The 19,717-nt window shown below is 42.5% G+C and carries 19 protein-coding genes; 5 read left to right on the forward strand and 14 right to left on the reverse strand.

All coding sequences use genetic code 11. The features are described 5' to 3' along the window. Nucleotides 1-26: 26 nt before the first annotated feature. From DKT75_RS05985 to DKT75_RS06005, 5 genes are all read right to left on the reverse strand, one after another. Nucleotides 27-2,195 carry a malate synthase G gene (locus tag DKT75_RS05985; RefSeq protein WP_109822516.1) on the reverse strand — a complete coding sequence of 723 codons (2,169 nt, stop codon included), beginning with the start codon at nucleotides 2,193-2,195 and terminating at the stop codon, nucleotides 27-29. 44 nt (nucleotides 2,196-2,239) lie between these two features. Beyond that, nucleotides 2,240-3,484, reverse strand: a complete 1,245-nt coding sequence (locus DKT75_RS05990) for an NAD(P)/FAD-dependent oxidoreductase (protein ID WP_109822517.1) — start codon at nucleotides 3,482-3,484, stop codon at nucleotides 2,240-2,242. A 114-nt stretch (nucleotides 3,485-3,598) separates the two neighbouring features. Beyond that, nucleotides 3,599-4,510, reverse strand: a complete 912-nt coding sequence (locus tag DKT75_RS05995; protein ID WP_109822518.1) for a LysR family transcriptional regulator — start codon at nucleotides 4,508-4,510, stop codon at nucleotides 3,599-3,601. Between the two features lie 264 nt (nucleotides 4,511-4,774). Next, the gene (locus DKT75_RS21940; protein ID WP_211665211.1) at nucleotides 4,775-4,981 is read right to left on the reverse strand and encodes a thioredoxin domain-containing protein; all 207 of its coding nucleotides are present in this window, start codon (nucleotides 4,979-4,981) and stop codon (nucleotides 4,775-4,777) included. A gap of 417 nt (nucleotides 4,982-5,398) precedes the next feature. Then, a complete protein-coding gene (locus DKT75_RS06005) occupies nucleotides 5,399-6,226 on the reverse strand; it encodes a hypothetical protein (RefSeq protein ID WP_109822519.1) in 828 nt (275 codons plus the stop codon). Between the two features lie 299 nt (nucleotides 6,227-6,525). On the opposite strand from DKT75_RS06005, the gene DKT75_RS06010 reads away from it, so the two are divergent. Beyond that, entirely contained in the window at nucleotides 6,526-6,903 is a 378-nt protein-coding gene (locus DKT75_RS06010) for a type II toxin-antitoxin system VapC family toxin (protein ID WP_109822520.1), read from the forward strand. Between the two features lie 71 nt (nucleotides 6,904-6,974). On the opposite strand, the gene DKT75_RS06015 is transcribed toward DKT75_RS06010, so the two are convergent. Both DKT75_RS06015 and DKT75_RS06020 read right to left on the reverse strand, forming a co-directional pair. Then, nucleotides 6,975-8,405 (reverse strand): DUF4153 domain-containing protein, encoded by a 1,431-nt coding sequence (locus tag DKT75_RS06015; protein WP_109822521.1) that lies wholly within the window; start codon nucleotides 8,403-8,405, stop codon nucleotides 6,975-6,977. A 115-nt stretch (nucleotides 8,406-8,520) separates the two neighbouring features. Continuing rightward, nucleotides 8,521-9,387: an SDR family oxidoreductase gene (locus DKT75_RS06020; protein WP_109822522.1), complete on the reverse strand. Its 867-nt coding sequence runs from the start codon at nucleotides 9,385-9,387 to the stop codon at nucleotides 8,521-8,523. A gap of 153 nt (nucleotides 9,388-9,540) precedes the next feature. Between DKT75_RS06020 and DKT75_RS06025 the strand changes: the two genes are divergently transcribed. Together DKT75_RS06025 and DKT75_RS06030 are read left to right on the forward strand one after the other, a co-directional pair. Then, nucleotides 9,541-9,825: a hypothetical protein gene (locus tag DKT75_RS06025; protein ID WP_109822523.1), complete on the forward strand. Its 285-nt coding sequence runs from the start codon at nucleotides 9,541-9,543 to the stop codon at nucleotides 9,823-9,825. Then, complete coding sequence (locus DKT75_RS06030; RefSeq protein WP_109822524.1) at nucleotides 9,800-10,516, forward strand: ChaN family lipoprotein; 717 nt, start codon at nucleotides 9,800-9,802, stop codon at nucleotides 10,514-10,516. The genes DKT75_RS06025 and DKT75_RS06030 overlap by 26 nt, the downstream gene beginning before the upstream one ends. Before the next feature lie 20 nt (nucleotides 10,517-10,536). Here DKT75_RS06030 and DKT75_RS06035 read toward each other — a convergent pair whose 3' ends face one another. Then, entirely contained in the window at nucleotides 10,537-11,004 is a 468-nt protein-coding gene (locus tag DKT75_RS06035) for a MarR family winged helix-turn-helix transcriptional regulator (protein WP_109822525.1), read from the reverse strand. 134 nt (nucleotides 11,005-11,138) lie between these two features. After that, nucleotides 11,139-12,404, reverse strand: coding sequence for a glucose-1-phosphate adenylyltransferase (glgC, locus tag DKT75_RS06040; RefSeq protein ID WP_425451396.1), 1,266 nt, complete (start codon nucleotides 12,402-12,404; stop codon nucleotides 11,139-11,141). A 386-nt stretch (nucleotides 12,405-12,790) separates the two neighbouring features. On the opposite strand from glgC, the gene DKT75_RS06045 reads away from it, so the two are divergent. After that, on the forward strand, nucleotides 12,791-13,261 hold the full coding sequence (locus tag DKT75_RS06045; protein WP_109822527.1) for a c-type cytochrome: 471 nt from the start codon (nucleotides 12,791-12,793) through the stop codon (nucleotides 13,259-13,261). Nucleotides 13,262-13,345: 84 nt separating this feature from the next. Here DKT75_RS06045 and DKT75_RS06050 read toward each other — a convergent pair whose 3' ends face one another. The 5 genes from DKT75_RS06050 to gloA2 form a co-directional block, all read right to left on the reverse strand. Beyond that, complete coding sequence (locus tag DKT75_RS06050; RefSeq protein ID WP_109822528.1) at nucleotides 13,346-13,897, reverse strand: Lcl C-terminal domain-containing protein; 552 nt, start codon at nucleotides 13,895-13,897, stop codon at nucleotides 13,346-13,348. Nucleotides 13,898-13,912: 15 nt separating this feature from the next. Next, nucleotides 13,913-15,388, reverse strand: coding sequence for an Ig-like domain-containing protein (locus DKT75_RS06055; RefSeq protein ID WP_109822529.1), 1,476 nt, complete (start codon nucleotides 15,386-15,388; stop codon nucleotides 13,913-13,915). A 148-nt stretch (nucleotides 15,389-15,536) separates the two neighbouring features. Beyond that, nucleotides 15,537-15,959, reverse strand: a complete 423-nt coding sequence (locus tag DKT75_RS06060; protein WP_109822530.1) for a GNAT family N-acetyltransferase — start codon at nucleotides 15,957-15,959, stop codon at nucleotides 15,537-15,539. A 115-nt stretch (nucleotides 15,960-16,074) separates the two neighbouring features. Then, nucleotides 16,075-17,427 (reverse strand): 8-oxoguanine deaminase, encoded by a 1,353-nt coding sequence (locus tag DKT75_RS06065; protein WP_211665213.1) that lies wholly within the window; start codon nucleotides 17,425-17,427, stop codon nucleotides 16,075-16,077. Between the two features lie 31 nt (nucleotides 17,428-17,458). Continuing rightward, nucleotides 17,459-17,869 carry an SMU1112c/YaeR family gloxylase I-like metalloprotein gene (gloA2, locus tag DKT75_RS06070; RefSeq protein WP_109822532.1) on the reverse strand — a complete coding sequence of 137 codons (411 nt, stop codon included), beginning with the start codon at nucleotides 17,867-17,869 and terminating at the stop codon, nucleotides 17,459-17,461. A gap of 88 nt (nucleotides 17,870-17,957) precedes the next feature. Here gloA2 and DKT75_RS06075 point away from each other — a divergent pair, with 88 nt between their 5' ends. Further along, nucleotides 17,958-19,712, forward strand: a complete 1,755-nt coding sequence (locus tag DKT75_RS06075; RefSeq protein ID WP_109822533.1) for an ABC transporter ATP-binding protein — start codon at nucleotides 17,958-17,960, stop codon at nucleotides 19,710-19,712. The last annotated feature ends 5 nt before the right edge of the window (nucleotides 19,713-19,717 follow it).

Raw genomic sequence — 19,717 nt, forward strand, 5'->3', positions numbered from 1 at the left:
TTTCCTTAAAACTGAGGTGATATTATTTAAGCTTTAGTTTCACGACGCATTGCGTGAAGTAGCGGTTCGGTATAACCATTTGGCTGCTCACAGCCTTGGAAAACTAGTGCAGAAGCGGCTTTAAAGGCGATACTTGAGTTAAAGTCTGGCGACATTTTTTTGTAGTTTGCATCTGAAGCATTTTGACCATCTACCACGGCAGCCATGCGCTCTAACGACTCTGTTACTTGGCTTTCAGAACAAATACCGTGAAACAACCAATTGGCTAAATGCTGACTTGAAATGCGCAAGGTAGCCCGATCTTCCATTAGGCCCACATGGTTGATATCAGGTACTTTAGAGCAGCCAATCCCTTGATCTATCCAGCGCACAACATAACCAAGAATACCCTGCGCATTGTTATCTAATTCAAACTGGATCTGCTCTTCAGATAAATCCATCCCATTAAGTAATGGTGCTGTTAGCAATGGCGCTAAGTCTGTTTTCTCTCGTGTCGCTAACTCAGCCTGCCTATCAACAACATTTACTTGATGATAGTGCGTAGCATGAAGCGTTGCAGCCGTTGGTGAAGGCACCCATGCACAGTTTGCCCCTGACATTGGCGCAGCCATTTTAGTCTCCATCATTTCTAGCATTTCATCGGGCTTAGGCCACATACCTTTACCGATTTGTGCCTGACCTCGTAAGCCACACTCTATGCCAATATCCACATTACGATCTTCGTATGCAGTAATCCAAGATTGTTCTTTAATGAGCGCTTTAGGTAACACAGGGCCCGCTTGCATACAGGTATGAATCTCGTCACCCGTACGATCAAGGAAGCCTGTATTGATAAATACCAATCGCTCCTTAACTGCATGAATACAAGCTTTTAAGTTAACTGAAGTACGCTTTTCTTCATCCATCAAACCGACTTTTAAGGTATATGGTTCAAGCCCTAACACATTCTCAACTGCTGCAAATAAATCGTTAGTAAACGCTGCTTCTTCAGGCCCATGCATCTTAGGCTTAACGATATAAATGCTACCTTTTTTGCTGTTTTGAAATACGCTGTTTTTTTGCAAGTCATGAACAGCACAGAGCGATGTCACTAAGGTATCCAAAACCCCTTCTGGTATTTCATCATTATTACTATCAAGTACCGCGTCCGTGGTCATTAGATGTCCAACATTTCTAACGAGTAGCAGGCTTCTTCCAGATAGGTTGTACTCCGCACCATTAGCGGTTACATAAGCTCGGTCTGGGTTCAGACTACGCGTGATCATCTGTCCCCCTTTCTCAAACTTCTCTTCCAATGTACCTTTCATAAGGCCTAACCAATTACGGTAAACCACTACTTTGTCTTGTGCATCGACCGCAGCCACAGAGTCTTCACAGTCAATAATCGTACTAATGGCTGACTCAAGCAGTACATCTTTTAATGCTGCTTTGCCAGTCTCTTCTGAAGGATCAAGCAATAGCTCAATGTGAAGATCATTATTTTTAAATAACAACACCTGAGTATTATCACGCTCAGCAACACCAACAAACTTCTCTGGATCTTTAAGCTGAGTGATTGAACCATCCACTAGCTCAGCCAATATTGAACCAACACCCTGTCCCACCTTGAACTCGTAGTTAGATACATTTGCATGAACACCATCTGCCAATGGTATTGCCTTATCTAAAAACTCAGACGCCCATTGAATAACTTGACCGCCTCGTATCGGGTCGTACGCTTTGCCCGGTTTTTTATCTTTAGCGAACGGGATGACATTAGTGCCATACAAAGCATCGTACAAACTTCCCCATCGAGCATTTGTCGCGTTCAATGCAAAACGCGCATTATTCACGGGTACTACTAACTGCGGACCTGCAATAGAGGCTATCTCGTCATCGACCTTATTCGGTGAAATACTGAAGGGCGCAACCTCATCAGTGACTAGGTAGCCTATCTCTTTTAAAAATGCTTGGTATTCTTCGGTATCAATTGCCTGTCCTTGTCGCTCAACGTACCAGTTATCTAACGCTGTCTGTAGCTCATTTCGCTTAATTAATAAGGCTTTATTACGCCCGCTAAATGACTCAAGAATAGACGCTAAACCTTGCCAAACAGTCTCTTCATCGATACCTGTACCCGGCAAAACTTCACTATTTATCAGGTCATATAAACCTGCATCAATTTTAAGTCCGCCTTTGGTAACTCGCTTACTCATTACTTCTCCTACTTGCCGTTAATGGCTTAATTTTGATTAGCCTATTAGCTAAAACGTTCTGGTGAGAATCCAGCTAAATCAACCGATGGCTCAACACCATCAATTATCTCTGTTACTAGACGACCAGTAATTCCGCTCAGTGTTAGCCCGATATGGCTATGACCAAATGCTAAAACAACATTTGGATGATTTGCCATCGGGCCAATCACTGGTACTGAGTCTGGGGTTGATGGTCGGCTGCCAAGCCATTCTGAAGTGAATTCTAAATCACCACCTATCATCACTTTTGCTGATTGTTTGATATTATCAAGTTGTCGTTGCACGGGCGGTTTATCAATATCTGCAAACTCAGCAATACCCGCAATACGAAGTCCTTTGTCCATCGGTGACATAAAGACAGATTTGTCTAACCAAGCAACGGGACGGTTTAAGGGCATACTTTCATCATTATCTTTTATCATGACGTGGTAGCCACGCTCACTCACTAGGGGAAGCTTTAAACCTAACTGAGCCACCAATCGCTTTGATGCACTACCTGCCGCAATCACTAATTTATCAAAATGCTGAGCACCTTGTGTCGTATGAGCGGTTATATATTCATCATTATCACTGACCGCACTCACCTCGTCTTGAACAATCACGCCACCGTTTTCTTGGAAATATTTTGCGTAACTACGGCTAATATCGATCGGGCTAACCGTAAATTGAGTATCAGGGTAATAAACGCCGCCTGCATAAAAAGGGGCAAGCTTAGGCTCCATATCACGGATCTGAACTGCATCCATAAACTCTAGGTTTACACCTTGTTGCTGCCGCTCAAGCATATCGCCTGTTTTTGCGTTTTCGACACTTTCAGCATCCGAATACAAGGCGAAACTTCCCTCACTGCGTATAAACGATTGAGCACCTGTTAAATTCAAAATCGTCTGATCAGCATCGAAGGCTTTCATCTGTATTTGCGTCAGCGAATCACGACCTTGCTCATATTTAAAACATGACTTGTAATAATGCCAACCATAGGTACTCATATTTAAGCCGTAACTAGGTGCTATCGCTAAAGGACTTTCAGGATCCATTAGCATCTTAGGTACTTTTTTTAGCATTGAGAAACGCGTAAATGGTAAGCGAGAAAAACCAGCTAATACCCCTGCATTCCCAAAAGAAGCACCTTCTCCCGGTGCCTGCTTATCAATAATAGTCACCTTATAGCCTGCTCGTTGCAGCCATACCGCAGATGATAAACCGATGATACCTGCACCAATAACTAAAACATGAGTTCGCTTCGACATAGCTTTCGCTCTCTGTGATCAACTAACTAAATCATAGAGTTAGCGGGTCAGGAAAGACAAGTTAGTAATTCCTTTCACCCTAAAGCTTTTGGTTATACCCGAGTTTTTTTGACTTTATTTTAGGCTGAGTAAGGCTTCTCGCAGATATGCAACAAAAGTAGTTGCTAGCGTTGATAATGGCATGTGGGATGGCGTAACAATCGTAATGGAAAAAGTGACTTCAGGGCGAAATGGAAGGAAGACTACACTTGCTTGCTTAGCGCAGTTATTGCGGTAATTTTCGACAGTAATAGGGTCGATAATGGCACACGCTAAGCCATTTTCCACAAAGGTCAGTTGCGGCAAAAAATACTGTGTTTCAAACCGTTTCACCATGGTCAGTGTCTGCATTTCAAATAGATCTGACAACTGTTTAGTAATCGCATGGGACTCAGCTAATACCGCTAGCGGTTTGTTATGAAGGTCTTCGACAGTGACAAAAGGCTTAGACGCTAAAGCATCATTTGCAGGGACAGCACAGACGCATTGGTAGTCTATTCTTTCATGGTTGATTAGAGACGAGCCTGTATTTTCAGTCGGTAAAAAATCGGCAATACCGACATCATAACGCTGCGCCGACACGAGCTGCTGCACTTGCTGAGAACTATGAGAAAACAATGATACATCGACATGTTCACGCTCTTTTACAAACTGACTGATTAGTTGAGGCAGAAAGAATATTGAAGGGCTAAGCATCGCAACAACATTAATTCGACCGATTTCAAGGTTACGAATGCGTTCGACATTACTTTCTAGGTTTTCGATTTGATCTAGAATCTTCGTGGCTTCTTCAAGAATAAACTGAGCCTCTGGGACGGGATATAGACGACCATCACGTCTTTCAAACAGAGGCATGCCAACTTCTGCTTCCAAACTCGTTATTTGAGAGCTAATGGCAGGCTGAGTTCTAAATAAGTTATTAGCCGCCTTAGAAACTGAACCTGTGACTATCACTTCTTTAAAGGCACGAAGTTGCATTATATTCATCGCTATTAACCACTTAATTTAGATTTGATAATTGTATGTAGATGAGCTTAGTAATTTTCCAAACTCTCAGAATAAGCCTTGCTCTGCAGATACTCCTCAAGCGTCATCCACGTCCAGGGTTTGTACGACCTAAAAAGTGCAGAAAACTCATCAAAGTACTTACATAAAAATACTACATTCTCACTTAGCAATACATGAAATTAAAACTATTAAGTACTTTGTAAATTTTCTTAGCTTAGCAGGCATGCAGGATTTTATAGTGTGTCAATAGTCGATAAAAAAATCATCACCGTCAACCAAGTTTACTGAAGTTGCAACGCCGTGCTTCTCGTCAACCTGAATTGCTTTAAGTACGCGTAAGATCTCGTCGAAGTTACGACCAGCGCTTATTGGGAAACCAACAGCTGTACCTTGTATTTCTTCGATATCTTCAGCCCACACCTGGTGGTTGTAAACTGGGTCAATACTCAAGCCGATAAGCTTAGTATTAAGTGCAGCAAACTAAGGTGCTAGCTTTGCAGTGTAACCTAGCTCAGTTGTACATACTGGCGTGAAGTCTTTTGGGTGTGAGAAGATGATTATATAGCACTCACCAATCTACTCGTAATAGTTGATAGTTGATAGTTGATAGTGCCTTGAGCTGTTACAACGTCAAAGTTTGGAGCTACATCATTAATACGTAAAGACATGTGATTTCTTCCTATAGAGCAGTTAGTTCGTGAAGCCCTTCTACCGATAATTCGCATGCTGAAAAGCACTAGAATTATGATCATTTAGCAATTTCATATTTTATAAATTGATACTAAGTTTACTAAGCATCTTTTTATTGCTTATTAAAATTCAAAACTATCACAGCACTCTCTAACTGTTTCATTTTGAAAATATTCACTAAGTGTGTTTTTCAGTATCGAACCATGAATAGAAATGGTCGTACTTCATTCGCACTTTAGCTGGTGTTATATTGAGCTTCTTGAGGAGTTCTGTTGGTCTAAGCACTTCTACATCTATTTTAAGTTTTTTACTTTTATTTTTTAGAGAGTTTGTAAGTCTTTTTTCTAGGGTAAGAAATACATCCAAGTCATTTCTCTCTGCTGTCCAAACATGAAATGCATCAGGTAAATTTTCATCACTTTGAAGCTGATTGCAAAGGTCTTTGAAGTGCTCAATTTCTTCAAAACTCTTTTTCTCAAAATTTGTGAGACCTATTACATTAGCATTTTCTAAAATTAACTTAACTGATTCATCCCTAATAAATTTTAGATCTACAAAGAACGGAATCTGATTGAAGTTACTAACATTTTCATTTCGCTTCTTATCTTTCTTGCCACCCTTCAGAACATACTCATTAAAGTTGATTGTATGCTTAAGTTTACTTCTCTCTATCGGAGATGGACATGTTGCAATATCACAACCACGTAAAGCATTAAATTGCTCAATTGTTGGTCTTCTTCTAGACCTTTCCCAGATGAGTTCCGTTGAAGTATATGGGACTATTTTCCCTTCTTTTATCAGAAGGCCTATCGTAAAAATTGCATCTACTTCTTCCTGGAGGTCAAGATCTAAAAGTTGTGGCTTTTTCCTAAAGCCATCAATGACATCTTTAGACCCATTAAGAAAGCCTAAATCTACTTCTTGAGTGCTTCTCACTGCATATTCCGCATTACTCAGCACATTATTGTCTAATAATATTTTTATTGGCTGCTTTATGAGTGACATAAACCTTTCTCTTGTTTAGTACGTGTAATACGAGCAGAGATGCTACAACTATGGTACTTCTTAAGTTCTCACAAACTTTGTGCTACAACCAATCATATTTTGCATAAAAATCCTTCAACTAAACAAACTTGAGTAATAAAACTAAAAATACCATTCTAAGTATCTCAAAATCAATAATACACCTCTATATTCTACTTATTATCAATGATCACCAATACCTTCAAAAGGTATACGCCTAAATAAACGCTCACCTCATGATTCTGCTAATATCCGTCACAGTAAACACTTAGGAAGTCTCAATGCTACTCGTTGAAAGCAACATCTTTATTTATGCCATTTTACCCGAGCATAAAAAGCTTCTAAATTGGCTGGTGAAACAACACTTTGCCGTCGCTGAAACGACGCTAGTGGAAGTACTTGGCTTTCATCGTTTACCCGCTGAAGACGCACAGTCGCTAGAGCATCTATTTAATATTGCAACGATACTGCCAATGTCACGTGCGATTGTGGATCAGGCAATAGCGCTAAGACAACAACGTAAAATGTCATTGGGTGACTCACTCATCGCAGCGACGGCGCTAGATCATGGCATTTCATTGGTAACTCGCAACACGAGTGATTTTGAGTGGATTGAAAGTTTAGTGTTTGAAGATGTCAGTCACTTTTTTGAAAACTAGCAACACGTGTAACACTGGCCATCGAGCTTCATAGAAACGCGATAGCCAGTTTTGAGTAACCAATAGTCACGTTAAGGGCAAGCAGATACCAAGCTTAAATTACTCTCATACCAAGCACGATCACAGTGCTTACGTTCCTGCTTATTGACCCAACTCTTCCAGTTTTGTACTTCTGTTACACCTATCCGCTCCGCTGACTCAGCGTCATTCACTAAGCCTTTCACATCACCCAAAATATCCGCAGACATTTGTCTCAACTCATACAGCCCGACTCGGCTATCACTTGACTGTGACAATGCGACATTAGTATTAAAGATGATGCGCTCTACAGGGGTGACGGTGGCAACGCCGTAACTACAAAGTGCTGCAAACGCGATAAACTTGAAGACATCTTTGCGTTCTTTTGAAAAGCTTGCAGCGAGAAGATAGGCAAATACCAACAATGCAAATAACGAGGTGTAACTAGCAAAGTACTTCTCGTAGCTGAAGCCATACCAGTAAACATAAAGCCCCATGCGCCAAGCAGCTGACAGTAGCAATAACCCAGAAGCCACGATAAACACACGCAAGATAATCTGTGCAGCAGCGCCCGTGTTTTTATAAACAGCAAAGAACAACCCAGTATTTAGAATCGTTAGAAAGAACAACTGCCAAAAGCCCGACTTAACAATCTTCTCAGTAGCGGTAAAGCTTTCAGGCAAGCTGCCGATCAATAAATAGTCCAGTTGCAGCCATAAAAACAGACCATAAATCAGCAGCACTCCTCCCATCACGATACCAACCACCACGTCGTCGAGTGAAATAATGACCTTCTCTTCAGTAAACTCAAAAGGTGATTTCCAAGCGTGAAGCATGGCTAACAACAGCACACACAGGATGACAATACACAGCACCTTAGCAATCATGGCGAAGTTCAATGAGCCAAAGAAGTTGATGAATATATCGGACGTTAGCGATGCAAAATTATCATCCGCCGAGCCTAGTAATATCACCACAAATACGGCTAATGGCGCGAGTAATAACAACCCTTTGAAGATACGTTTGTTTAAGTTTTTGTCTTGCTTGCCTTTAACAAAAGCAATTCGACTTCTGCAATAATAAACCGCCTCACCGAGATGACGTAAAGGCGTGACACAACGCTTAACTAAAGTCTTTAGCAGTTGTAATCCCCAGAAGCTTTGCTTGCCATTAGTTAGTTGGCTGTATGCGTAAAAAACCCCAACTGATGCGGGTAGCACGATGCAGGTAATGATTTTTAACCACGGGTTTTCATAGAGTGAAAAACTCATCGCCATTAACGCTAATGGCACAACCCATACCCAGTCTCGTTTCCACCTTAGCAAAGGATTATTTGCCCATAACAAACCGCCGAGACCAAACCAAAAAGCGGTAGTATTGAAGCCGAGCGCATAGACACCTTCTGACCAAAAATTCCAGTGCCCTAACACTGCAAAAACAGCGATCGTCACGATGCTTAACATCGTCTGGTTATTAAATTTCATCACTCATATTTCCGATATGATTTTAGGAATATTTAGAGTAATGAACAGCTGTGCACATGCCGTGGACTAGATATGGCGATTCTTTGTATTTTTTGTGCAGACGGCTAGAAAAGCATTAATGAGTGTCACTATGATGAAGCGCAAGCACCTCAGAAACACCGGGTAAAGTTATGCCTAATGCCTTTGCGCGCTCACAACTGCACCGTAAATCCATTTGCATACCTTTGATCTCTGCACCGGATACTAAAGAAACGTTATCACCCGCTTCAATGCACCAGTGCTTCATCATCGCGAGTCCAAATACAGCGCGACTCATAACCTCATCACCCACCACATTCATCGTGCCTGTAATATCCGTAAACTCAGTGGCCAATCGACACAGTGCATGAGACAAACTATCCACCCAAACAGGCTGTCGTAATACGTCGTCAAATAAGGTTAACGGCTCCCCTCGTTTCAGCCGTTCACGAAAGCCCTGCGTGCCACGATCAATCTTATCCAGACCATAAATCAACGATGTTCTTACCGCGACTGACTCAGGCAATATTGATAATACAGCCTGTTCTCCTGCCACTTTTGATGTGCCATAAAGGTTGCTTGGATCAGGAATAGCATGATCAGAATACGGTGCCGCGTTACCGCTATAACCAGATTCGCTAGAGACAAATACAAGCCGAATACCTAATCGTGACGCCACTTCAGCCAACGTCGCTGATGCATGGTGATTCACGCCAACCATCATCTCATCACCACAGCCTGGGTTAATAGCTGCAGCGTGAATAATGGCGGTTGGACGTACTTTTTCAACTACGCGCTTGATGGCGTCTGCATCCAATAGATCAAGTGATAAAGCATCTGCGGGTTGATAAACAGACTCAGCCTTTCGTGCAGTACCCACCACTTCGCCATAGCCTGTGGCAATAGGAATTAGACGATGTGCAAGGTAGCCACTGGCTCCGGTGATTAGGATTTTATTTGGCATTCACTTAAACTTTATTTGGGTACTGGTAATGGGATTATTTTCACTTTAAGGTATAGCACTGATTGTAATTTATGCATATTAACATGCGATATATTCATTGTATAAACGCGGGTCAAACAACTGTGTGCTATGTAATTTCAAAGGGTAAAAAGGATGATTAAGCAGTTAACTACACTGAGCATGTTAGTGTTATTACTCAATGGCTGCGCGCTAAATGCAGTGCCTAAGCAGCCAGTGTCAGTGAGTAGCTTAGCGACTGCTTATGATTACCAATTGCTAGACCCTGAGTATCGTCCTATTTCCTTAGCTCAAATGACCGCGGCTGCCTCAAAAGCGGATGTCGTGTTTATTGGCGAGTACCACGGCAACCATGCTTCTCACTTACTGCAAGCTGAGTTACTAGCAGCGCCCGATGATTTTGTCGATGGAGCAGTTTGAGCGCGATCAGCAAGAAATCCTCGACTTATACCTCGACAATAAAATCGGTGAACGCCACCTCATCACTAAAGCTCCAACATGGAATAACTACAAAGCCAGCTATCGACCACTTGTTGAGTATGCTAAACAACATAAGATGCCTGTTATCGCAGCCAACGCACCCGGCGATATTATTCGCTGTATCGGTAAAACAGGGAGTAAGTACTTAGATAAACTGCCCGCTAAAAAGAGGCAACTTGTCGCAGCAGAAGCGTTTATTGACGTTGACGGCTATTCAGATAAGTTTTTTGGCGTAATGGGTCTAACGGGACATGTAAAAACGACTAGTCGCCTCTATCAAAGCTATCAAGCACAGTTGGCGCGTGATAACACGATGGCCGAGTCGATTAACCAAGCATTGAAACAATCACCAAATGCTCAGGTGATACACCTCAATGGGAGTTTTCATAGTGCTGATCACTTGGGTACGGTGGGTGCATTAAAGCGTTTAAACCCAGCGATTAATGTTGTTGTGATCACGCCCGTTCATACGGGGCAATTGGTTGACTACAAGAAAAAGCATCAACTAAAGAATGACTATTTTTACTTATTAAACCAGCAGCCAAAAGACTTTGTGAGTGTGAAGAATATGAAAGTAGCGCATAAGGCTATGTTTGCTAAGTCGGCAGAAAAGGCTAAGTTGTGTGAGTAATAGCAACGAATAAGATAAAATTACACCTCGACGCTATTCCCTAAGCTCAATAACAAGTCTCTGTCCAAGTTAGACGCCATTTTTGCGCCTATCTTTAAAAACTGAGTAAGTTCGTCATCGCTTATCCCTGCTTTCATGCCTGCTAGCATCTTTAAGTCTGAAGCTTCTAAAAGCTTAAAGCACTCCACGCCCTTTTTCGTCAACGTTAACAGCTGACTGCGCTTATCGTCGGGGTTCGGTGCTTTTGAGACTAGCTCCTGCTTGACTAACTGCTTTAACAATCGCGTTATTTGCGCTTTATCCTTTCTAAAATAAATGGCAAGTGCGTTAGGTGTGCAGTTTTCAACAGTGTGAATATTGCGCAAAACCACAAAGTGAGACGGACATAAATCCAAATCCAAGTCTTTCATCGCGTGAGTCATCGACTTTTTCAAGCTACCGACTATTTGAATAAAGGTATTTTGTAACTCTAATTCGTAATTAATCATTTTCACCCCTTTAACTAGTTATCCTGTCTACTAGGTTAGCTAAAGTTCTCACTGTAAGTAGTTGATAATATCAACTCTATCTCATAATTAAATACCGTGCTATCTCACACGGTATTTAATTCTTCACATATACACTAGTCGTCGAGCGCTGCGATCATGGCTTTTGTGATCAAGCAAATGCCACCTTCGGTACGTCTAAAGCGCTTGGCATCTAACTCAGCGTCTTCACCGACCACCAGCCCTTCAGGGATCTCAACGTCACGGTCAATCACAACATTGGTCAAGCGAGCATGGCGATTAATCACCACATAAGGCATCGCAATCACTCCTGTCAACACGGAGTAAGACCGAGCACGTACACCTGTGAAGAACAAACAACGCTCGATCTGTGCACCAGAGATAATGCAACCACCAGACACCATAGATGAGATAGCGTTACCACGACGCCCCTCCTCGTTATGAATAAACTTAGCGGGTGGGGTTAACTCAGAGTACGTCCAAATAGGCCAACTTTGATCATAAATATCAAGCTCAGGCACGAAGTCAGTCAGATCAATATTGGCTTGCCAAAACGCATCAATCGTACCCACATCACGCCAGTAAGGCTTAGGCTCAAACTCACTACGCACACATGAGCGACTAAATGGGTGAGCATATACCTTACCCTTTTTGACTAAGTCAGGGATGATATCGTGCCCAAAGTCGTGGGTAGAGTCAGGATCTGCCGCATCCTTGCGGAGTAACTCAAACAAAAATTGCGCTTCAAAGACATAAATACCCATACTCGCCAAAGCTTGGTCTGGGTCATTGGGCATTGCTGGTGGGTTTTCTGGCTTCTCGACAAAATCTAGCACGAGATCATTTTCATCAACACTCATCACACCAAAGCCACTCGCTTCTGAGCGAGGTACTTCAATGCACCCTACCGTCACGTCAGCACCACTTTGTACGTGCTGATGAATCATTAACGAGTAGTCTTGTTTGTAAATATGATCACCCGCGAGAATAAGTACGTATTTGATATTATAATCTTCAATAATATCAATATTTTGAGTGACAGCGTCTGCAGTACCTTTGTACCAGTTATTGTCATCCATACGCTGTGATGCGGGTAAAATATCGAGTGATTCATTGCGCTCTGCGCGAAAGAAACTCCAACCCCGCTGTAGGTGGCGGATCAGGCTGTGGGCTTTGTATTGCGTCGCAACACCGATACGTTTAATGCCGGAATTGACTGCGTTTGATAGGGCAAAATCAATGATTCTAGACTTACCACCAAAGTAAACGGCTGGCTTTACTCTTTTTGCGGTTAATTCCTGTAAGCGGCTGCCTCGTCCACCCGCTAAAACAAACGCCATGGTTTGTTGTGCGACACGCTGAGACTCTGTTCTCATGCTTATCTCCTCCTTGTTAGATCCGACTAGTAACCAGCTCGGCTATAAATATTGCTGCTACTTTGCATAGCAGTACAACCTCTAAAGCGCTTTATCTTGATCTATTGTCTTTCAATAATTCATAAGCTGTAGACACTTAAAGCATGAACTATGTACTTACAATAACGCCTTTTTAACTGGGAAAACAACCACTAAAAAAGATTTTAAAAATATGTACGATTTTTATCTTTAATTACTAAAAAACAAGCTATTAGCCAGAAACAGCACAATTTCGTGGCATAAAGCCTACTGTAATTTTTAAAAACAAGTCACCCAACTTATATAGTTGATAAATCTTAAATTCCATAATAAGATATATATATCTTAAAAAACGATAATTAAAAGAGACCACTATGAGACTTCTTACTTTTTCTGCCCTTCTTCTTTCAGCTGCTTTATCTGCTGGCTGCGCCAGTGAAGCCGAGAGCATTAACGATTCCAGCGCTGAAAAAGCACCCGAAGTAGTTAAAATGTCTCGTGGAAAAGAGGTTTACCAAACCAACTGTATCGCTTGCCATGTCAGTGAAGGTAAGCCGACTATTGCCCCGCCTATTTTTGCAGTAAAAAACCATGTTATGGATAAATACCCGGAGCGTGCAGATTTTGTAAAACGTGTTGCAGAGTGGATTAAAGCACCAGATGCAGACGATGTCATAATGCGTGGCGCTGTAGGAAAGTTTGGCCCAATGCCACCGTTAGCGCATCTCAGTGATGAGGATGCTAAGGCTGTAGCAGAATTTATATTCGATAGTGATATGGCGCTACCGGACTGGTATGCAAAGCACTATGAAGAAGAGCATGGTGAAGCACCAAAAGCTCATTAATTTAATAAGTTCTATTAATAACAGCTCCGTCAGGCAAGGTCTTCCTTGACGAAGCTTTTTTACTTATTCCAACCGATCAATTAGTTATTGAGGAAGCTCTTCAATAGGCTCTAGAATAACGGCATCTTTAACCAAAAGAACCGATAGACGACTGTCACTTTTGAATACATTTCTCGAAACACCATCTTGAAATAACGTCGCCCAAGCACGCCTGTTATCAACCTGACCTAAGTAAAGACGGTTAGGTGTTGACGACCATAACGTTGGAGAAATTGCTTCAATCGGAAATACGTTCAAGTTGATACTAGGGTTACCGCAAGAGTGCTCAACAATACTGCCAAGCTCCTTGATATTAGGTAAGCGCCAGCCTTCACTGACAGATTGAAGTGCGCCTTTCCAATTAACTGATATAGCATTGCCGTCGCACTGACTTAACTCAGTATTCCAGTTTTGACCTTCTAAACAACGCTTCCAAACAAGACCCGTTTTAGTGTCAAATGCTTGGTCATCGTTAATTTCAAAACGACTGCTCGGTGTCGTCACTTCAACGCTATCGTTACACATTTGTTCCGCATAACCCGTGTTGAAAGTGAGTGCTGCTAAAATTGCCACACTGATAGAATATAAAAACTTCATGTCTTTTTCCTTTGCTTATTGCGGCAAGTTAACTATGTTAATACTAAGACTCGATAGTGGCTTGCTGACTAAGCGTACTGAACTAAGCGAAAATTTCGGATGTAGCGGGGTATGTCCATCATAAAAAGCGACGGCTTTTATGTAGTTGTCCAGAGAAAAACCACTTGAACGAACGCTAATTGCTGACGTTGCATAAAGAGAATACGCCGTGTTCGGGAAGTAATCAGAGTCAATGGTCGGTACGCTACCATCGTAATTAATAATCGACTGTAAGTCAGATGGGTTAGGTAACTCCCAATTACTGATACCACAATACGATTCAGCATTTACACGGTTTGTGTACGCCTCAGTATTACAGTAAGTCTCTGGTTGGCCATCAACATATCCAAAGCAACGGTTAGGGAGTGAAGCATGCCTCAGCGAACCCGGAGTAGCTCCGCCATTTTCTGAATCGTCAGTATTGTAATAAGTATATTGATCATCTGCGCTATGTAAGCCAGCCGCACCAAAACCCGCTGACTGCCCTGCTTTGTTTTCCCAGATTAAGCCTGTCACATTATCTTTAACGCATGACCACGTTGTCGCACTCGCATCTAAGCTTTCACCCGTAGCGCTTAACTTGGTAAAACTAAACCCTGAATGACCATCACTATCGTCATTATCCGTAACATCACGACCACTAAGTGCATCTTGATTGGGTGGAATGATATCACCTTGCGCATCAGTCCCTGAGCAACTTGTCAGATCATTATTATGCTCAACAACCTCACCTTCTGGGAAGTCCCCACAAAGCACTGTACCCGTATCATTAAGCTGTCCGATAATGACTTCTGAAGGCTCAGTCACGTTTACCGTTACTTTTGCTGCATTGGTTTGCCCCAACACATTCGTCATCACATACCAAAACTCGTCCGTTCCCGTATAACCAGTGTATGGCGTGTAGTAAAGCTCATCACCTTGTATAGCGATGCGACCCCAGCCGACAGAGCTAGTGTTTACGCTTTTAATGGTTAGACCAAGCCCCGTGTCATTAGACAATACATCAATTTTTATTGGCGTATTGATCGTCGTATTAGCGCTGTCAGCAACCGACTGTGGCCAACCTTGTGATACTGGCTCACCCAAAATAACTTCTACTTTACCAGCGTTAGTGCGGCCAATAGCATCTGTAAATACATACCAAAAACTGTCTGACTCAGGCCATGTATCAGGGGTACCTAGTTTGGTGTAGCTTACTGTTTGATTGTCAGGGTTAATGGTAATTTGACCGCCATTTGTACTCCACGCATTCACAGACGTTAGCGTTAAACCTGCGCCGATGTCGTTCTCAAGTACTGAAATAGTGATTGGCTGATTATCAGACGTTGTAGCAATATCTTTTATAGCAATCGGCCATTCCGCCGGTGCTTCTTCTGCACTAGCTGTCAGGGGTGCTAAACCACAGAGTGAAGTGAGTATTGCTCGACACAATACTTTCTTAAGTAGCCTCATAGTAACGCCTTTGATTAATAATTCGGGGGTGTACTTTGAGACAATACTATTGAAGCAACTTTTACGTCGTAGGGGTAAATACCAAAGGTATGGTGAGACTGACTAGAGGTGATGGCTGATTATTTAATTATCTAGAAATACATACCGCTTATGCTTTTCTATAGATGAGCCGATAGACCACATTTAGCTCTTCATAAAACTCAAAACCTAGTCGCATATAAAAGTTATACGCAGCCGTATTAGACTTGAATACACACAGTTTTATTGTCTTTAGAGGTGTTGATTCAGCAACAGTCATTAGGTGCCTCATGATCGATGAGCCAAGACCTTGAGATTGGTATTCTGGCAAGATTTGCAGATCGTATAAATACAGATGTCTTTCCCTAAAAGCATAAGCAAAGAAACCAGCAACCGCACCTTCTCTTGTAATATGAAAGTGCTCAATAGTAGCTAATAATTCGTAGCGCTTCTGCCGCTTCCATTCTAAGTCATTCTCTTGGTAATACCCGAGCATGAGTTGCTCAGATATATTGAGGGATGTTTCGAAGTCATTGCTTGGGATGAAGCTCATGAACCTGACCTTAAATCAAAGAGATTCAGCCAAAGCTATTACTATTAAACTACACTTATAACTTAATCTTAAATATAGATACTAATGATTTTCATTAACTACTTATCAATAATGATCAACCATTTACCAAAATCTTAGCCAACTCGTTATGCCTTGATACCAACAGTCCCAAATCAACCGTCGTCAAACGCCCTTCATCAACCACCACTTTGCCATTCACAATGCTGTAATTCACCGTCGGCGTAGCGCAGAAAATCAATGCCGCCAGAGGGTCATGCAAACCACCTGCAAAACCAATCGCATTCAAATCATAAGCAATAATGTCAGCACTCATACCCGGTGCAAGATAACCAATATCATCACGGTTTAACACGCTCGCACTACCCCGAGTCGCAACAGTTAACGCTTCACGCGCTGTCATCGCTGCTGGGCCAAAACCGACACGTTGCAGTAGCATCGCTTGACGCGCTTCCGACATCATATGGCCACTGTCATTTGACGCACTACCATCAACACCCAACCCAACTTTGACACCAGCATCCAACATCTTACGTATAGGAGCAATACCCGACGCTAAGCGCATGTTAGAACAAGGACAATGCGCGACACCTGTGCCTGTGCGACTAAACAATTCAATCCCATGATCATCCAACTGTACGCAGTGCGCATGCCAAACGTCTTCACCTACCCAACCTAAGTCATCAACATATTCTGCGGGCGTCATGCCGAACTTTTCTTTACTGTAAGCAATGTCGTTGGCGTTTTCTGCAAGGTGTGTATGCAAACCAACCTTGTATTCACGGGCTAATAACGCAGCGTCACGCATTAACTCTCGGCTGACCGAAAATGGCGAGCATGGCGCAACACCAACACGTGTCATCGCATGTCGGTTTGCATCGTGATAACTCTCAATCACACGCTGAGTGTCTTTCAAAATAGCCGCTTCGTTTTCTACCAAATGGTCAGGCGGTAAGCCACCGTCACTCTCCCCGACACTCATGCTCCCTCGACACGCATGAAAGCGCATTCCGATAGTTTCAGCGGCTTCAATACTATCGTCTAGCGTACATCCGTTAGGGTAAATGTATAAGTGATCGCTTGAGGTCGTACAGCCTGACAGTAGTAATTCTGCCATTGCCGTTTGAGTCGATACATTAATCATCTCAGGCGTTAAGCCACCCCAAATCGGGTATAGGGTTTGCAGCCATGTGAACAGCTCCGCATCTTGCGCCAACGGTACTGCACGGGTCAGACTTTGATACATGTGGTGGTGGGTATTGATCAACCCCGGCAAAACAACATGGTCAGTCATGTCGATGACTTGATCAGCCTCTTGCGGTAAATCATTGGTTTTACCAACCTGCTCGATCACGTTGTCACGAATGAAAATCGAGCCTTGGCTAATCTCTCGTTGCTCATTATCGAAGGTAGCAACAAGCTCTGCGTTCTTTAAAAGTAGTGTCGACATGATTAGCCTTTTTTAAGAATTCTTTGGAGGTTTAATTATACTCATAAAGCTCAAGCGGCAAGCCATCTGGATCACTGAAAAAGGTATATTTTTTGCCTGTATATTCATCCACTCTTATCGGCTCAACAGCCACGCCACTGGCCACCAAATGATCAGCAAACTCCTCTACCGATTCAATAACAAACGCCAAGTGCCGCAAGCCCCTCGCCTCAGGGTAACTAGGTCTTTCAGGGCAACCTTGAAACGAAAACAACTCAATCTGGTTTCCATTGGGCAATTCAAGGTCTAACTTGTAAGAGTCTCGTGCTGCACGATAGTTTTCTGCAATTACCTTTAACCCCAATACCTCAGTATAGAAATGCTTAGACACTTCATAATCAGAACAAATAATGGCCGCATGATGAATACCTAATAGCTTGTTATTCGGCGATGACAGAGACATATTGAAAACTCCAACTAAATTTCAGTGGTTAGAAAATTAACATACAAACTCGGTTACATTGAGTCAAAAGAATAACTACTATAGACCGATGGACATTCTTATACGTGAATATGGTCGGATAATCTGGCAAAAACGCTTAGCAGCTTTCTTCATACTACTGGGTATTACGGGCGCTATTGGGTTGGATATTTTAACCCCGCTAATCTACAAAAATATCGCTAATGGATTGGCGCAGCCATTCACGCCTGAAATCCGCACAATGCTGATAGAAAACCTCATGTGGTTAGGTGGCATTTTCATTGTTGTCTGGCTCTGTTGGCGACTGGTTGAATTTAGCGTCATACCATTACTAGCTGGCGGCATGAAGATGCTAGACAAGCGCTGCTTCAATGTATTACTCAAACAACGCTACTCTTTTTTTGAGAGCAACTTCTCAGGAAGCATGGTTAAGCAGGCTGGCCGTTTTGTAAAGTCCTTCGAAACGATTATTGACTGGTTACTGTTTCAGTTATTCAGCAACTTACTGTCTATCACCCTCGCCTTTGTGGTTTTCTGGTATCAACAGCCAGAGTTTGCGTTGTACTTCCTTGCCTGGGCCGTCATTTTTATTAGTTGGAGTGTCGGCTTTTCTATTTGGAAATTGAAGTTTGATAAGCGCGTAGCCGAGTGGGACTCTAAAATTGGCGGCGCATTTTCTGACAGTATCAGCAATATATTTATCGTTAAAAGCTTTGCGTTAGAGCGTGAAGAGCAATCAAAGGTCAATCACTTTGCCGACGAGACCTTTTTAAAACGTCGTACTGCTTGGACAATGATGTTTATATCATTTGCCGTACAAGGGATTTTGGCGTTTTCAATCGAGTTGATTCTGATCTACTTAATGATTGGTAAATGGGAGTCAGGGGCATTCGAGATCGGTGTATTTGTGCTGTTTCAGGCTATTCTAATCAAGCTAATCCATAGCTTGTGGGACTTTGGTCGTAACTTCCAACGCTTCTTTAGTGCCTTGGCCGATGCCAGTGAAATGGCTGAAGTATTCCGCAATACCGAGCTAGATGTCGACGAGAACCAAACAGCCGCTCACCGCATCAATAGTGGTCATATTCGTTTTGAACAGCTTAACTTTAATTACTTAGGCGCTTCTGGTCAGTCAGGTGGCTTATTTAAAGGCTTCAATTTAGACATTAAAGCAGGCGAAAAGGTCGCCCTAGTTGGGCACTCAGGCTCAGGGAAAACGTCTTTGACGAAGTTACTGTTTCGTTTTATCGAGCCTCAAAATGGCAAGATCAGCATCGACGGAAACGACGTGCAAGACTTCACGCTAGAATCATTACGGACACAAATATCACTGATTCCTCAGCAGCCTGAGTTATTTCACCGCAGCATCCGCGACAATATCGCGCTGGGTAAAAACATCAGCGACGAGAAAATATTGGATGTACTTAACAAGGCTGGCGCATTGGAGTTTGTTGAGGCGATGCCTAACAAGCTAGATACCATGGTCGGTGAGCGTGGAGTCAAGTTATCGGGTGGTGAAAAGCAGCGGGTAGCGATTGCCAGAGCCTTTTTGGATGATGCAAAAGTGGTGGTGTTAGATGAAGCAACCAGTGCTTTAGACTCAATTACAGAGCAAGCGATACAGCAAGCTCTGTTTAAATTGATTGAGGGTAAAACGTCGATAGTCATTGCGCACAGACTATCGACTATTTTGCGTATGGACCGCATTATTGTTCTTGATCACGGTGAAATCATCGAACAAGGAACGCACCAAGAGCTACTGCAAAAACAAGGTCGTTATTACCTAATGTGGCAACACCAAAGTGGTGAGTTTATTGGTAGCTAATGCGA

Origin of the sequence: Leucothrix arctica (assembly GCF_003172895.1) — a bacterium.
Lineage (GTDB): Bacteria > Pseudomonadota > Gammaproteobacteria > Thiotrichales > Thiotrichaceae > Leucothrix > Leucothrix arctica.

Coding starts and splice junctions, on each gene's coding strand:
- DKT75_RS06075 (WP_109822533.1), top strand. CDS start 17,958: ATGGACATTCTTATACGTGAATATGGTCGGATAATCTGGCAAAAACGC.
- DKT75_RS06005 (WP_109822519.1), bottom strand. CDS start 6,226: ATGTCACTCATAAAGCAGCCAATAAAAATATTATTAGACAATAATGTG.
- DKT75_RS06065 (WP_211665213.1), bottom strand. CDS start 17,427: ATGTCGACACTACTTTTAAAGAACGCAGAGCTTGTTGCTACCTTCGAT.
- DKT75_RS06055 (WP_109822529.1), bottom strand. CDS start 15,388: ATGAGGCTACTTAAGAAAGTATTGTGTCGAGCAATACTCACTTCACTC.
- DKT75_RS05985 (WP_109822516.1), bottom strand. CDS start 2,195: ATGAGTAAGCGAGTTACCAAAGGCGGACTTAAAATTGATGCAGGTTTA.
- DKT75_RS06045 (WP_109822527.1), top strand. CDS start 12,791: ATGAGACTTCTTACTTTTTCTGCCCTTCTTCTTTCAGCTGCTTTATCT.
- DKT75_RS06015 (WP_109822521.1), bottom strand. CDS start 8,405: ATGAAATTTAATAACCAGACGATGTTAAGCATCGTGACGATCGCTGTT.
- gloA2 (WP_109822532.1), bottom strand. CDS start 17,869: ATGTCTCTGTCATCGCCGAATAACAAGCTATTAGGTATTCATCATGCG.
- DKT75_RS05995 (WP_109822518.1), bottom strand. CDS start 4,510: ATGAATATAATGCAACTTCGTGCCTTTAAAGAAGTGATAGTCACAGGT.
- DKT75_RS06025 (WP_109822523.1), top strand. CDS start 9,541: ATGATTAAGCAGTTAACTACACTGAGCATGTTAGTGTTATTACTCAAT.
- DKT75_RS06030 (WP_109822524.1), top strand. CDS start 9,800: ATGATTTTGTCGATGGAGCAGTTTGAGCGCGATCAGCAAGAAATCCTC.
- DKT75_RS05990 (WP_109822517.1), bottom strand. CDS start 3,484: ATGTCGAAGCGAACTCATGTTTTAGTTATTGGTGCAGGTATCATCGGT.
- DKT75_RS06010 (WP_109822520.1), top strand. CDS start 6,526: ATGCTACTCGTTGAAAGCAACATCTTTATTTATGCCATTTTACCCGAG.
- DKT75_RS06020 (WP_109822522.1), bottom strand. CDS start 9,387: ATGCCAAATAAAATCCTAATCACCGGAGCCAGTGGCTACCTTGCACAT.
- DKT75_RS06035 (WP_109822525.1), bottom strand. CDS start 11,004: ATGATTAATTACGAATTAGAGTTACAAAATACCTTTATTCAAATAGTC.
- DKT75_RS06060 (WP_109822530.1), bottom strand. CDS start 15,959: ATGAGCTTCATCCCAAGCAATGACTTCGAAACATCCCTCAATATATCT.
- DKT75_RS06050 (WP_109822528.1), bottom strand. CDS start 13,897: ATGAAGTTTTTATATTCTATCAGTGTGGCAATTTTAGCAGCACTCACT.